The sequence below is a fragment of the Streptococcus sp. HJ1 genome, assembly GCF_052399005.1.
Taxonomy (GTDB): Bacteria; Bacillota; Bacilli; order Lactobacillales; family Streptococcaceae; genus Streptococcus.
This window is the reverse complement of record NZ_CP199005.1, coordinates 1,892,708-1,906,602: the sequence shown is the minus strand read 5'-3', so window position 1 is coordinate 1,906,602 and position 13,895 is coordinate 1,892,708. Positions and strand designations below refer to the sequence as shown.

Sequence of the window (13,895 nt, the reverse complement as noted above, 5' to 3'; positions counted from 1 at the left end):
TTTAGCGGGTGTAGTTTAGTGGTAAAACTACAGCCTTCCAAGCTGTTGTCGCGAGTTCGATTCTCGTCACCCGCTTTGAACTTTGTTCAATTACCAAGTTTTTTAAACTTGGGCGCGTAGCTCAGGTGGTTAGAGCGCACGCCTGATAAGCGTGAGGTCGGTGGTTCGAGTCCACTCGTGCCCATTTATAAATATGGTCCGTTGGTCAAGGGGTTAAGACACCGCCTTTTCACGGCGGTAACACGGGTTCGAATCCCGTACGGACTATTTATTGGAGGATTACCCAAGTCCGGCTGAAGGGAACGGTCTTGAAAACCGTCAGGCGTGTAAAAGCGTGCGTGGGTTCGAATCCCACATCCTCCTTTTTATATTAACGCGGGATGGAGCAGCTCGGTAGCTCGTCGGGCTCATAACCCGAAGGTCGTAGGTTCAAATCCTGCTCCCGCAATTTGGCTCGGTAGCTCAGTTGGTAGAGCAATGGATTGAAGCTCCATGTGTCGGCGGTTCGATTCCGTCTCGCGCCATATTTTATTTATAACTTGGAAGGGTAGCGAAGAGGCTAAACGCGGCGGACTGTAAATCCGCTCCTTCGGGTTCGGGGGTTCGAATCCCTCCCCTTCCATTACTTTAGTTACGGGCATAGTTTAAAGGTAGAACTAAGGTCTCCAAAACCTTCAGTGTGGGTTCAATTCCTACTGCCCGTGTTAATATGATTATGGCGGGTGTGGTGAAGTGGTTAACACACCAGATTGTGGCTCTGGCATGCGTGGGTTCGATCCCCATCACTCGCCTATTTTATATTATTGGGGTATAGCCAAGCGGTAAGGCAAGGGACTTTGACTCCCTCATGCGTTGGTTCGAATCCAGCTACCCCAGTTACTATTTGCCGGCGTGGCGGAATTGGCAGACGCGCTGGACTCAAAATCCAGTGTCCGCAAGGACGTGCCGGTTCGACCCCGGCCGCCGGTATAGTAATAATGACAAGGTTTTCGGACCTTGTTTTTTGATTTAGTGAAGATTTTGATATTTTTTCTTTAAGTACAGATAACTGATGAAACATCTTTTTCTTCTTATTCTAGTCATTTTTAGTGTATTTTTGGTATAATATTACTTATTCACAATTTATTTTGATTATGAAAGAGTTTGGTGATTAATGTCTCGGTCTGTTGAATTACTAAAGAAGCGTTATTTAAAGAATATAAAAGAGAACCCAGATTTATTTATTGGAATTGAGTTAGAATTTCCTATTGTAAATTTAGAGGGTAAGGCTACAGATGGTGAAGTTGTTAAGGATCTCTTTCGGTATTTACCATCAGTACTGGGCTTTACTATCGAAAAAGTAGATGATTTTGGGAATCCAATTCAGTTACTTGATCCAGTCAGCCAAGATACGATCTTGTTTGAGGTTGCTTATACGACGATTGAGTTTGCATTCGGAAAGGCCGAATCTATCCAAGAGGTAGAAGAACGCTTTAACTTCTATATGGCTACGATTCAGAATAAATTGGGTGAAGCTAATCATGCTATTGTTGGCTGCGGCATTCATCCCAACTGGGATAAAAATGAGAATTGTCCAGTGGCTTATCCACGCTATCAGATGTTGATGGATTATCTGAATTTGAGTAGAAATGTTACTAAATCAGATTTACATCATTTCCCTGAGTATGGTGCCTTTATCTGTGGAAGTCAGGTTCAACTAGACGTTTCAAGGTCCAGCTACCTGCGTGTTATCAATGCTTTTACGCAAATTGAAGCTGCCAAAGCTTATTTGTTTGCCAATTCTGAGTTTTCAGGGGCAGATTGGGATACCAAAATTTCGAGAGATATTTTTTGGGAAGAATCCATGCATGGTATCTATCCAGAGAATGTAGGTGTCAACACTAGACTATTTAAAGATGAGGATGATTTTTTTGACTATCTAAATCATTCTGCGATTTTTACTGCGGAGCGTGATGGGCAGACCTATTATTTTTATCCGATTCAGGCTAGGGACTATTTGGCTACACCTGAAATCCAAGCATTTACCCTTAATGGGGATGAGGTGTTAATTCATCCTCAGGAGGAAGATTTCCAAACTCATCGTAGTTACCAGTACCAAGACTTAACGACTCGAGGGACTATTGAATTTCGTAGTGTGTGTACGCAACCTCTAGATAGAACTTTTGCTTCTGCTGCCTTTCACTTGGGATTGTTGGTTCATTTAGACAAGCTTGAAGCTTACTTGCGAACTGCTCCATTTTTTACCACAGCTGGTCGTGATTACAAGTCTTTAAGGCGACAATTTTCTAAAAAACAACTCACAGATGAAGAAGAAGCTGCGGTTCTCGAGTTTTCTAAAGACTTACTCATCCTAGCTGAGGAAGGACTGGAGAAAAGAGATAAGCAAGAAATGGTTTATTTAGAGCCTTTGAAGAAAGAATTGGGATTATAATTTCTCTTATAAAGGGAGAATTTTCTGAAAAATCGTGATATAATGGAAGAGACTATAGATAAAGGATAGAGATTCATGACATTAGTTTATCAATCAACGCGTGATGCCAATAATACAGTAACTGCCAGCCAAGCTATTTTGCAAGGATTGGCGACGGATGGTGGTTTGTTTACACCGCTTTCTTATCCAAAGGTTGATTTGGACTTTGACACATTAAAAGATGCTTCTTACCAAGAAGTGGCTAAATTAGTTTTATCAGCATTTTTAGATGACTTTACGGCTGAGGAGTTGGACTACTGTATCAACAATGCCTACGATAGCAAGTTTGATACTCCAGCTATTGCGCCATTGGTGAAACTGGATGGGCAATACAACTTGGAATTGTTCCATGGTTCAACGATTGCCTTTAAGGATATGGCCTTGTCTATCTTGCCATACTTTATGACGACAGCCGCTAAAAAGCATGGTTTGGAGAACAAGGTTGTCATTTTGACAGCGACATCTGGTGATACTGGGAAAGCTGCTATGGCGGGGTTTGCCGATGTTCCTGGAACTGAGATTATCGTCTTTTATCCAAAGTATGGTGTCAGCAAGGTACAAGAGTTGCAAATGACTACTCAGACTGGCGACAATACTCATGTTATCGCTATTGATGGAAACTTTGACGATGCACAAACAAACGTGAAGCACATGTTCAACGATGTGGAACTTCGTGAAAAATTGGCTGCCAATAAACTGCAATTTTCATCAGCTAACTCTATGAACATTGGTCGTTTGGTACCACAGATTGTTTATTATGTTTATGCCTACGCTCAGTTGGTCAAGTCTGGTGAGATTGTAGCTGGTGATAAGGTCAACTTTACAGTACCAACAGGAAACTTTGGAAATATCTTGGCTGCTTTTTATGCTAAACAAATTGGTCTGCCAGTTGGCAAATTAATCTGTGCTTCAAATGACAACAATGTTTTGACAGACTTCTTCAAGACACGTGTTTACGACAAGAAACGTGAGTTTAAAGTGACAACTAGTCCATCTATGGATATCCTGGTATCTTCAAACTTGGAGCGTTTGATTTTCCATCTTTTGGGGAATGATGCGGTTAAGACTGCTGAACTCATGAATGCCTTGAGTACACAAGGACAATATGAATTGACAGACTTTGATGCAGCGATTCTGGAACTCTTTGCAGCTGAATATGCAACTGAGGAAGAAACTGCGACAGAAATCAAGCGTGTTTATGATACAGATACCTATATTGAGGATCCACATACGGCGGTTGCCTCAGCTGTTTATAGAAAATACCAAGTGGCTACTGGCGATGCGACTAAGACAGTGATTGCTTCAACAGCTAGTCCATACAAGTTCCCAGTGGTTGCAGTAGAAGCTGTAACAGGAAAAGCAGGCTTGACTGACTTTGAAGCCTTGGCTCAATTACATGACATTTCAGGAGTGGCAGTGCCACCAGCGGTTGATGGCCTTGAAACAGCTCCAGTTCGTCATAAAACAACAGTGGCAGCTGCTGACATGCAAGCTGCGGTGGAGGCTTATCTAGGACTTTAAGACAGAGGGAGTAAACTCGGTTGGGAAACCAACTGAGTTTCTTTTCATCAGGAGGAAGGATTGTTTAAGAAAAATAGAGACATTCTTAATATTGCATTGCCAGCTATGGGTGAAAACTTTTTGCAGATGCTCATGGGAATGGTGGACAGTTACTTGGTCGCTCACTTGGGCTTAATCGCTATTTCGGGTGTTTCAGTTGCTGGCAATATTATCACCATTTACCAGGCGATTTTTATCGCTCTGGGAGCTGCTATTTCCAGCGTTATTTCAAAAAGTTTGGGGCAGAAAGATCAGTCCAAGCTAGCTTATCATGTGACTGAAGCGCTGAAGATTACCTTACTACTAAGTTTGCTTTTAGGGGCCTTATCCATCTTTTCTGGGCAAGAGATGATAGGGCTCTTGGGAACTGAGCAGGATGTGGCCGAGAGTGGTGGACTCTACCTATCTTTGGTGGGTGGATCGATTGTTCTCTTGGGTTTGATGACGAGTATAGGTGCCTTGATTCGTGCAACGCATAATCCGCGTCTACCTCTCTATGTTAGTCTTTTATCCAATGCCTTGAATATTCTTTTTTCAAGTCTAGCTATTTTTGTCCTTGATATGGGCATAGCGGGTGTTGCTTGGGGGACTATCTTGTCTCGCTTAGTCGGTCTTGTGATTTTGTGGTCGCAATTAAAGCTGCCTTTTGAGAAACCGACTTTTGGTTTAGATAAGGAACTATTGACTTTGGCTTTGCCAGCGGCAGGAGAACGTCTCATGATGCGAGCTGGAGATGTAGTGATCATTGCCTTGGTTGTTTCTTTTGGGACGGAGGCAGTAGCGGGGAATGCAGTCGGAGAAGTCTTGACCCAGTTTAACTATATGCCTGCCTTTGGCGTCGCTACGGCGACGGTCATGCAGGTAGCTCGAGCAGTTGGAGAGGATAACTGGGAAAGAGTAGATGATTTGAGCAAGCAAACCTTTTGGCTTTCCCTGCTTCTCATGTTGCCCTTAACTTTCAGTATCTATGCCTTGGGGACACCATTGACTCATCTCTATACGACCGACCCTATAGCAGTCGAAGCGAGCGTTTTGGTGGCACTGTTCTCACTACTAGGGACTCCCATGGCAACAGGGACAGTTATATATACGGCAGTTTGGCAGGGTTTGGGCAATGCTCGCCTCCCCTTTTATGCTACAAGTATCGGGATGTGGTGTATCCGCATTGGGACAGCCTATCTGATGGGGATTGTGCTTGGTTGGGACTTGCCTGGTATTTGGGCAGGGACTCTCTTGGATAATGGTTTCCGTTGGTTATTTCTACGTTACCGTTACCAGCGTTATATGAGTTTGAAAGGATAGGAGATGCAAAAAAATAGCCTTTATTTGGGATTTAGACGGGACTTTATTAGACTCGTACGAAGCGATTTTGTCAGGGATTGAGGAGACCTTTGCTCAGTTTTCTATTCCTTATGATAAGGAAAAAGTGAGAGAGTTTATCCTCAGGTACTCTGTGCAGGATTTGCTGGAGCAGGTGGCAGAAGAGAGAAACCTGGATGCGGAAGTGCTCAATCAGGTGCGCGCCCAAAGTCTGGCTGAGAAAAATGCCCAGGTAATTTTGATGCCAGGTGCGGGTGAAGTGCTAGCTTGGGCAGACCAAGCAGGGATTCAGCAGTTTGTCTATACTCATAAGGGAGACAATGCGCTTACTATTTTAAGAGACTTGGGGTTAGAGTTCTATTTCACAGAAATTTTAACTAATCAGAGTGGTTTTGCACGCAAGCCCAGTCCAGAAGCGGCGACATATCTGCTAGACAAATATGAGTTGGATCCTAGGACTACCTATTATCTAGGGGACCGGACTTTGGATGTGAAATTTGCCCAGAATAGCGGTATTCAAAGCATTAACTTTTTAGAGTCAACTTATGAAGGGAATCAGAGGATTCAAGCATTGGCAGATATTCCCTACATTTTTGAGGATGAGCAATAAAAAGATTGTGTCAGTTTTATGACAGAAGGCTAACAAACTATTTCAACTGATCTAGTTTGTTACAAGGAATAGACAGTTCTGTTAAATAGGCCCGAGAGGGCTTTTTTTCTGTTTTTTTTGTGTTATGATAGACAGGTACTCATTTGAAAGGAATATGAACGAATGAAGAAAAGAATTATTTTAGCCTCAACAGTAGCCCTGTCTCTTGCTCCCGCATTAGGAGCTAAAGCTCAAGAAATCTCTTGGACAGCACGTAGCGTTGAGCAAATCCAAAATGATGTGACGAAAAACGAGAACAAAAACAGCTATACAGTTCAGTATGGTGATACCCTGAGCACGATTGCAGAAGCTTTGGGAGTAGATGTAACCGTTCTTGCTAATTTGAACAAAATCACTAATATGGACTTGATTTTCCCAGATACTGTCCTCACTACAACTGTCAATGAGGAAGAAGAGGTGACGGAAGTTGAAATCCAAACTCCTCAAGCGGATTCTAGTGAAGAAGTGACGACTGCGACAGCTGATTTGACGACGAATCAAGTGACAGTTGATGAACAAACAGTTCAAGTAGAAGATCTTTCTCAACCAATTGAGGATGCTCCAACTGTAACAGAGACTGAAAAACCAACAGAAGTAGCGCCAAATTCAGAAGTTTCTGAGACAGCGACAGTTGCTGAAGAGACACCATCTACAGAAACACCTGTAGCAGCAGAAACAACTAGTCCAGTTGAAGAAGAAGCTCCTCAAGCAGCGACTCCAGCTACTGAAGAAACGGCAGCAACAACTCCAGCAGAAGCACCAGTAGCAGCTGCTCCAGCAACTGAAACACCTGCTGATACAACAGGATCAAGTGCAACAGAAGCAGCATCAACAGCAACTTCTGACACTGCAACTTCGACTTATCAAGCAGAGCAAAGCCAAACTCCTTCAAGAACTTATTCAGCTCCAGCAGCTCCTGACTATGCAGGACTTGCTGTAGCTAAGTCTGAGAATGCTGGTCTTCAACCACAAACTGCAGCCTTTAAGGAAGAAATCGCCAACTTGTTTGGCATCACATCCTTTAGTGGTTACCGTCCTGGTGACAGTGGGGACCATGGTAAAGGTTTGGCCATCGACTTCATGGTTCCAGTGAGTTCAGCACTCGGAGATCGAATTGCAGAATATGCAGTCCAAAATATGGCTAGCCGTGGCATCAATTATATCATCTGGAAACAACGTTTCTACGCTCCATACGATAGTAAATATGGACCAGCCTACACGTGGAATCCAATGCCAGACCGTGGTAGCGTAACCGAAAACCACTATGACCACGTTCACGTTTCAATGAACTAATAGAAAAAGAAGCTGAAAACTCATAAGGTTGAGGCTTCTTTTTGTTGTTCTAAGTCAAAATGTTTTCAAAGTTATGCTATAATCAAACTGAAGTTGACTGAAAATCAAGTATTTTTATTTTAGTAGAAGGTGAGAACACTATGATGAATAGTTTGAAAAAAACATTTGAGAAAACCATTGATGACTTTGAAAAAGAATTTTGTGGTGAAGTCGTTGAACTCTTGATTATCACTTTACAAAATGTGGGAGGTGCGACTGTTTTAAAGAATGGATGGAAGTTGCCTTCGGTTCATTTTGTAGCAAGTGTGAATGTGGGGACAAAGGAGTTCTCGGAAATAGAGGGACGTTTGGAGTGGTTGGTGAGTCCAGAGGAATATGAAGAAAAGGGCTTGCTCTATAGCTATAGTTTCGAGCCCTATCAGATTCATCACATCAAATGTCAGAAAAGACCACAAAGGCAATTAGAACCTTATATGGCAGCAGTAGCGAATAACTGTTATCGTCTGCTGGAATACATTGAAGATGGGCAGTCGGATAGTAGATTAGAAGCTCTGATTGCAGAATATGTTAAACCAGTCGTCATCAAAGATTCTATAGGCGAATTCACTTTAAATAGAGCTTATTCATGGTTTGAGGGAAGTATGGATCTTGCGGGAAGCAGGGTTAGCGTGATGTTGGATGCAAATGAAGATGCCAGCTTACCACCAAAATCATTTGGCTACTTGAAAACATTTGTCAGGGATATTGACCGAAGAGACTCTGAAATCCGAGACGTTATAGTAAAAGAGATGTGGGAAACAGCAGAGGACTGGCTAGCTTCAGACGGAGATGCCGAAGTATTAACAGAGGACTATTTTTATAATTCCTTGTATCTGGGGGAACTGTCTATCAGCGAAGCGGGGGATTTGACTCTTTATTATGGAGATAAAGAGGATATTTTTGCTGGGCATGCGGTAGAAGTCAGGGCAGATATTGAAGGAAATATAGAAAATGTGACCTTGGTAGGGTAAATGGACAGCATGTGATTATTTCTTTATTGTGAATAAGCAACTTAGTCCTGTTACAGGAGTTTCTTCATTATATTTTAAAAATAACTGAAATCAGCACCTTCTTTAGAAAGTGCTGATTTTTTTGAGATAATAGTAGAAAGTTTATACTTTTCGGCGTTTGAGAGCGAGCAAAGTTCGATAGAAAATGATTTGGCTGCTCTGGATATAGGGAAGGATTGAAAAACTAGCAATTCCAAAAGTAATCCAATTGAGGAAGTACCAAGGAAGTAGTTGTAAATCGAGGACAAAGCGTTGAAATTTGTAACCTTTCACCAAGAAACGACTGGTTTTCAGGATTTGACTGGGTTTAGCCTGCCCTAAATCTAGAGTGTCGCAGAGGAGGAATTCTACCTGCGAGTAGGCGTAATGTTGCGGGATATAGAGGGCATTTCCTACAATCATCAAGATGAGGCTCGCAAAAAAGTAGAGCCCAAAGGTCATAAGGAATTGCTCGTTTTCAATAGATGAGAGGTCTAGTTTTGGAAACTCAGGATGTAGGGCAACAAATCTTCTAGCCAAGAGATTGCTATAAAAGAGGAAATAAATGCCTACTAAGTTTGGAATGCTCCATAAAAAGAGGTAGAAACGTTTGAGGAGCAGAGTTAGGAAGGTTTGCGAGAAGCGCTCTTCAGCAAAGAGGGCCAGGCTTGATTTTACTGAGAGTTCCGTATCAGGATCCTTGAGGAGTCGGAGTGTCGCAAAGGCAGCACCTACTAGAAAAATCGTGCTCATAAAAGAAACTACTAGCGGGAAGAGATAGGCTTGGAGAACTTGTGCCAGCATGCTGAAAAAGGATTGCTCTAAAACACTTTCTTGGAGACGAGCCAAGGGGTTGAGAAAGCCTGACAAGATGACCAGCATACTAGGAAGGAGATAGACCAGAAGGAGGCGGGGATTTTCAGCCTGAAATTGCCTAGCCTGCAGACGAATAGTTTTTAAATCAATTTTTGGGTATTTCATTCTCTCATTATACCATAGTTCGTGACAGTTCCAGCTTTTTTTGATAAAATCATACAGTATGCCTTTGGGCGCAAAGTATGAACTGGGACTGTTTTTCCCAGCTTCGGAGGTAAAAAATGTCAGATTCACCAATCAAATACCGTTTGATTAAGAAAGAGAAACACACAGGAGCTCGTCTGGGAGAAATCATCACGCCGCACGGTACCTTCCCGACACCTATGTTTATGCCAGTTGGGACCCAAGCCACGGTCAAGACTCAATCACCAGAGGAGTTGAAGGAGATGGGTTCAGGGATTATCCTGTCAAACACCTATCACTTGTGGCTCCGTCCAGGAGACGAACTCATCGCACGCGCAGGCGGTCTCCACAAGTTCATGAACTGGGATCAGCCCATCTTGACGGATAGTGGTGGTTTTCAGGTTTATTCTCTAGCGGATAGTCGAAATATCACAGAAGAAGGAGTAACCTTTAAAAACCATCTCAATGGTTCCAAGATGTTCCTATCGCCAGAAAAGGCCATCTCTATCCAGAACAATCTAGGCTCAGACATCATGATGTCCTTTGACGAATGTCCTCAATTTTACCAACCCTATGATTATGTTAAGAAATCAATCGAACGTACCAGCCGTTGGGCTGAGCGTGGTTTGAAGGCTCATCGTCGTCCGCATGACCAAGGCTTGTTTGGAATTGTGCAGGGGGCAGGCTTTGAAGATCTTCGCCGTCAGTCAGCTCACGACCTTGTCAGCATGGACTTTCCTGGCTACTCTATCGGTGGTTTGGCAGTGGGAGAAACCCACGAAGAAATGAATGCAGTCTTGGACTTTACAACCCAACTGCTGCCTGAAAACAAACCTCGCTATCTGATGGGTGTGGGAGCGCCAGATAGCTTGATCGATGGAGTTATTCGTGGTGTGGATATGTTTGACTGTGTCTTGCCGACTCGTATCGCTCGTAACGGGACTTGTATGACCAGTCAAGGTCGTTTGGTTGTCAAAAATGCCCAATTCGCTGAAGACTTTACGCCACTGGATCCTGAGTGTGATTGCTACACATGTAAGAACTACACACGCGCCTACCTTCGTCATTTGCTCAAGGCTGATGAAACCTTCGGTATCCGCTTGACTAGCTACCACAATCTCTACTTCTTACTCAATCTGATGAAGCAGGTCCGTCAAGCCATCATGGATGACCATCTCTTGGAATTTCGTGAGTATTTTGTAGAAAAATATGGCTACAACAAGTCAGGACGCAATTTTTAAAGTGTAAAAATAGAATGCCAAAATCCTAAGTTTTCTCTTAGGATTTTTCCTATTTTTTTGATAGAATAGGGAGTATAATGGAATGGAAATTAGGTGGTGTTTTACTTCCTAATTTAATGGAGAATAGACTCGTATGCGTATTAAATGGTTTTCCTTGATTAGGATTACAGGTTTACTTTTGGTGCTTTTGTACCACTTCTTTCAAACGATCTTTCCTGGAGGTTTCTTTGGGGTAGATGTCTTTTTCACTTTTTCAGGATTTTTGATCACTTCCCTCCTTTTAGAAGAATTTGGGAAGGCACGCCAGATTGATTTGCTGAGCTTTTTTAAGAGACGGTTTTACCGCATCGTGCCACCTGTGGTGCTGATGGTTTTGGTGACCATGCCTTTTACTTTCTTGGTTCGTCAAGACTATGTTGCTGGAATTGGTGGCCAGATAGCTGGAGTTCTCGGTTTTATGACCAACTTCTACGAAATGTTAACAGGGGGAAGTTATGAATCCCAGTTCATTCCGCATCTCTTTGTTCACAACTGGAGTCTAGCTGTTGAGGTTCACTACTATATCCTTTGGGGCTTAGCGGTTTGGTTCTTATCGAAACGTTCAAAATCTAGTAGTCAATTGAGAGGGATGGTCTTTCTTCTTTCTGCTGGAGCTTTCATCATTAGCTTTTTCTCCATGTTTATTGGTAGTCTAATGGCGAGTTCCTATTCATCTGTCTACTTTTCAAGTTTGACCCATGTCTATCCCTTCTTTTTAGGAAGCATTTTGGCGACGGTTGTGGGGGTTCGTCAGACGAGCGATTTAGTCAAGCAGTTTGACCGGATGTGGGATCTTCGTCAGAATCTCCTGGTATTTGCTGCGGGGCTTTTGGTGTTAGTGCTCTTGACTTTCTTTGTCAAGTTCACCTACCTGTTTGCGTACTTATTTGGCTTCTTGCTAGCAAGTTTAGCGGCAGTGACCATGATTTTTGCTGCGCGTGTCTTGCATGAGAAAACGCCTGAGATACAAGAACCTCGGATCGTTACATTTTTAGCGGATACCAGCTACGCGGTTTATCTCTTCCACTGGCCTTTTTATATTATCTTTTCTCAGCTGATGAGTAATCTGCCTGCTGTTATTCTGACAATCATCTTTTCTTATTTCTTTGCTATCTTATCCTTCTATATTATTGAGCCATTGATTGCCGGTAAATCCAATCCTTTAATACGGAAGATTAGTCGATTGCCTCATATTAAACCAATTAGTGCTGGTGCTGCTGTCATTCTTACCTTGATTAGCTTGATTATCATAGTTGTGGCTCCTCAAGTTGGAGCTTTTGAGACAGACTTGATGGTCAATGGTTTCAAACAAGCCCAGACCAATATAGGACAAACAAAGACTCTTGCTGAACAAGCTGAACTGAGTCGTCTAGGAATTTCTGATGGAACAAGCCTAATAGGAGATTCGGTAGCCTTGCGTGCCAATACAGCCTTACAAGAGGCACTTCCTGAAGCAAATATCAATGCCCAGATTAGTCGAACGACCAAGCAAGCCAACGATATTATGCTCAATAACAGTCAGAACAAGGCGCTTTTAAAAACAGTTGTCATTGCAACGGGAGTCAACAATCCTGAAGGTTACAAGAATGATTTGGACAGCATCGTGAACAATCTACCGAAAGGACACCATCTCATTCTTGTTACACCTTATGAGGGAGACAAGAGTAAGGACACTTACACATCAGTGGAGCAGTATGCGGCTTATGCGCGGGAATTAGCTGAAAAGAATCCTTACGTGAGCATCGCTGACTGGAATAAAGTTGCTAAGGAGCACCCTGAAATCTGGGCTGGAACCGACCAAGTTCACTTTGGAAATGATAGCAACATGATTGAAGAAGGTGCTAAACTTTACGCAGAAACGATTGCAGCTGCTGTCAAGGCTGCTCAAGAGCTACCTGTGAAATCAAAATAAGATCAAAGAGTTGGAGATATCCAGCTCTTTTAAAATATCTCTAGAAAATAGGTCTATACCATTTACAAATGAAAAAGAAAGGTTTATAATGTAATTGACATAATAAATTCTAGAATCAATCTATTAAGGAGGTTATCATTATGCCTAATTATATTAAAGCGGATCAGTTTTTCTACCCACACGGAGTTCGTCGTGGCGGTTACTTAGAACTTGTGGATGGCAAGTTTGGAAAACATGTAGAAGAGATTCCTGAAGGAGCTGAGGTGATTGACTATACAGGTTATAGCATTGCTCCAGGACTTGTGGATACCCACATTCATGGATTTGGTGGTGTCGATGTCATGGACAATAACATCGAAGGAACCCTTCATACCATGAGTGAAGGGCTACTTAGTACAGGTGTCACCAGCTTCTTGCCAACGACGTTGACTTCCTCTTACGAGCAGTTGCTTGCGGTAACTGAAAATATCGGTGCTCGTTACCAGGAAGCAAGTGGAGCCAAGATTCGTGGAATCTATTTTGAAGGGCCTTATTTCACAGAGAAATACAAAGGAGCCCAAAACCCTGCCTATATGAAGGACCCCCGCATGGATGAGTTTCGTGCTTGGCAAAAAGCTGCCAATGGTTTGCTCAATAAAATCGCCCTTGCGCCAGAACGTGAAGGTGTAGAAGACTTTGTTCGTACAATTACGGGTGAAGGAGTGACTGTTGCTCTGGGACACTCCAATGCGACTTTTGATGAAGCTAAAAAAGCAGTCGATGCTGGAGCGAGTGTTTGGGTACATGCCTACAATGGGATGCGTGGGTTGACTCACCGTGAGCTCGGTATGGTGGGAGCTATGTATGAGTTGCCACATACTTACGCAGAATTGATTTGTGACGGTCACCACGTAGATCCAAAGGCCTGTGACATTTTGCTCAAGCAAAAAGGAACTGAAAATATCGCCCTTATCACAGACTGTATGACAGCTGGTGGCTTGGAAGACGGCGACTACATGTTGGGAGAATTCCCGGTAGTAGTTGCTAATGGAACTGCTCGCCTCAAATCGACAGGAAATTTGGCAGGTTCTATCCTCAAACTCAAAGATGGTTTGAAAAATGTGGTCGAATGGGGAATTGCGAATCCGCATGAAGCAGTCATGATGGCCAGCCTCAACCCAGCAAAATCTGTTCACATCGATGATGTCTGTGGTCAAATCCGTGAAGGTTACGATGCCGACTTTATCGTACTAGATAAAGATTTGGAATTGGTAGCAACCTACCTAGATGGTGTGAAACGTTATCAAGCCTAAAAAGATAAAAATAGGGGTCAATAAAGGACTCCTATTTTTATGATAGGCTGAAAAGCTATTTAAAGAAGTCTTCCTAAAGGGAAAGGCAAGCA

General features: G+C 42.8%; 10 protein-coding genes and 11 tRNA genes. 20 read left to right on the top strand and 1 reads right to left on the bottom strand.

The genetic code is table 11. The features are described 5' to 3' along the window. Positions 1-4: 4 nt before the first annotated feature. The 17 genes from ACT17O_RS09860 to ACT17O_RS09780 all read left to right on the top strand — a co-directional run bounded on the left by ACT17O_RS09860 (position 5) and on the right by ACT17O_RS09780 (position 8,302). Positions 5-75 (top strand) — tRNA-Gly (locus ACT17O_RS09860). Positions 76-110: 35 nt separating this feature from the next. Further along, a tRNA-Ile gene (locus tag ACT17O_RS09855) sits at positions 111-184 on the top strand. An 11-nt stretch (positions 185-195) separates the two neighbouring features. Continuing rightward, positions 196-267: transfer RNA gene (locus ACT17O_RS09850), tRNA-Glu, on the top strand. A gap of 6 nt (positions 268-273) precedes the next feature. Beyond that, positions 274-363, top strand: a tRNA-Ser gene (locus ACT17O_RS09845). A gap of 11 nt (positions 364-374) precedes the next feature. Beyond that, positions 375-448: transfer RNA gene (locus ACT17O_RS09840), tRNA-Met, on the top strand. Between the two features lie 3 nt (positions 449-451). Further along, positions 452-524 (top strand) — tRNA-Phe (locus tag ACT17O_RS09835). Positions 525-541: 17 nt separating this feature from the next. Beyond that, positions 542-622: transfer RNA gene (locus tag ACT17O_RS09830), tRNA-Tyr, on the top strand. An 11-nt stretch (positions 623-633) separates the two neighbouring features. After that, a tRNA-Trp gene (locus ACT17O_RS09825) sits at positions 634-704 on the top strand. A 14-nt stretch (positions 705-718) separates the two neighbouring features. Next, positions 719-791 (top strand) — tRNA-His (locus ACT17O_RS09820). A gap of 13 nt (positions 792-804) precedes the next feature. After that, a tRNA-Gln gene (locus tag ACT17O_RS09815) sits at positions 805-876 on the top strand. Between the two features lie 9 nt (positions 877-885). Next, positions 886-969: transfer RNA gene (locus ACT17O_RS09810), tRNA-Leu, on the top strand. A gap of 184 nt (positions 970-1,153) precedes the next feature. Next, positions 1,154-2,431 (top strand): gamma-glutamylcysteine synthetase, encoded by a 1,278-nt coding sequence (locus ACT17O_RS09805; protein ID WP_444817482.1) that lies wholly within the window; start codon positions 1,154-1,156, stop codon positions 2,429-2,431. Positions 2,432-2,506: 75 nt separating this feature from the next. Then, a complete protein-coding gene (gene thrC, locus ACT17O_RS09800) occupies positions 2,507-3,991 on the top strand; it encodes a threonine synthase (protein WP_444817481.1) in 1,485 nt (494 codons plus the stop codon). Between the two features lie 60 nt (positions 3,992-4,051). Further along, the gene (locus ACT17O_RS09795) at positions 4,052-5,332 is read left to right on the top strand and encodes an MATE family efflux transporter (protein WP_200730109.1); all 1,281 of its coding nucleotides are present in this window, start codon (positions 4,052-4,054) and stop codon (positions 5,330-5,332) included. Between the two features lie 13 nt (positions 5,333-5,345). Beyond that, positions 5,346-5,960, top strand: coding sequence for an HAD-IA family hydrolase (locus tag ACT17O_RS09790; RefSeq protein ID WP_444817870.1), 615 nt, complete (start codon positions 5,346-5,348; stop codon positions 5,958-5,960). Positions 5,961-6,122: 162 nt separating this feature from the next. Beyond that, positions 6,123-7,292, top strand: a complete 1,170-nt coding sequence (locus ACT17O_RS09785) for a LysM peptidoglycan-binding domain-containing protein (RefSeq protein ID WP_444817480.1) — start codon at positions 6,123-6,125, stop codon at positions 7,290-7,292. A 140-nt stretch (positions 7,293-7,432) separates the two neighbouring features. Beyond that, entirely contained in the window at positions 7,433-8,302 is an 870-nt protein-coding gene (locus ACT17O_RS09780) for a DUF2262 domain-containing protein (RefSeq protein WP_000982055.1), read from the top strand. Positions 8,303-8,443: 141 nt separating this feature from the next. On the opposite strand, the gene ACT17O_RS09775 is transcribed toward ACT17O_RS09780, so the two are convergent. Continuing rightward, positions 8,444-9,301 (bottom strand): DUF975 family protein, encoded by an 858-nt coding sequence (locus ACT17O_RS09775; protein ID WP_125826081.1) that lies wholly within the window; start codon positions 9,299-9,301, stop codon positions 8,444-8,446. Between the two features lie 116 nt (positions 9,302-9,417). On the opposite strand from ACT17O_RS09775, the gene tgt reads away from it, so the two are divergent. From tgt to nagA, 3 genes are all read left to right on the top strand, one after another. Next, positions 9,418-10,560, top strand: a complete 1,143-nt coding sequence (tgt, locus tag ACT17O_RS09770) for a tRNA guanosine(34) transglycosylase Tgt (protein WP_071852057.1) — start codon at positions 9,418-9,420, stop codon at positions 10,558-10,560. Between the two features lie 133 nt (positions 10,561-10,693). Continuing rightward, positions 10,694-12,511 (top strand): acyltransferase family protein, encoded by a 1,818-nt coding sequence (locus ACT17O_RS09765; protein ID WP_444817479.1) that lies wholly within the window; start codon positions 10,694-10,696, stop codon positions 12,509-12,511. A gap of 140 nt (positions 12,512-12,651) precedes the next feature. Continuing rightward, positions 12,652-13,803 (top strand): N-acetylglucosamine-6-phosphate deacetylase, encoded by a 1,152-nt coding sequence (gene nagA, locus ACT17O_RS09760; RefSeq protein ID WP_049538705.1) that lies wholly within the window; start codon positions 12,652-12,654, stop codon positions 13,801-13,803. Positions 13,804-13,895 lie beyond the last annotated feature (92 nt).

Excerpts from the sequence above, each read along its gene's own strand:
- ACT17O_RS09805 (WP_444817482.1), top strand. The coding sequence starts at position 1,154 with ATGTCTCGGTCTGTTGAATTACTAAAGAAGCGTTATTTAAAGAATATA.
- thrC (WP_444817481.1), top strand. The coding sequence starts at position 2,507 with ATGACATTAGTTTATCAATCAACGCGTGATGCCAATAATACAGTAACT.
- ACT17O_RS09785 (WP_444817480.1), top strand. The coding sequence starts at position 6,123 with ATGAAGAAAAGAATTATTTTAGCCTCAACAGTAGCCCTGTCTCTTGCT.
- ACT17O_RS09780 (WP_000982055.1), top strand. The coding sequence starts at position 7,433 with ATGATGAATAGTTTGAAAAAAACATTTGAGAAAACCATTGATGACTTT.
- ACT17O_RS09775 (WP_125826081.1), bottom strand. The coding sequence starts at position 9,301 with ATGAAATACCCAAAAATTGATTTAAAAACTATTCGTCTGCAGGCTAGG.
- tgt (WP_071852057.1), top strand. The coding sequence starts at position 9,418 with ATGTCAGATTCACCAATCAAATACCGTTTGATTAAGAAAGAGAAACAC.
- ACT17O_RS09765 (WP_444817479.1), top strand. The coding sequence starts at position 10,694 with ATGCGTATTAAATGGTTTTCCTTGATTAGGATTACAGGTTTACTTTTG.
- nagA (WP_049538705.1), top strand. The coding sequence starts at position 12,652 with ATGCCTAATTATATTAAAGCGGATCAGTTTTTCTACCCACACGGAGTT.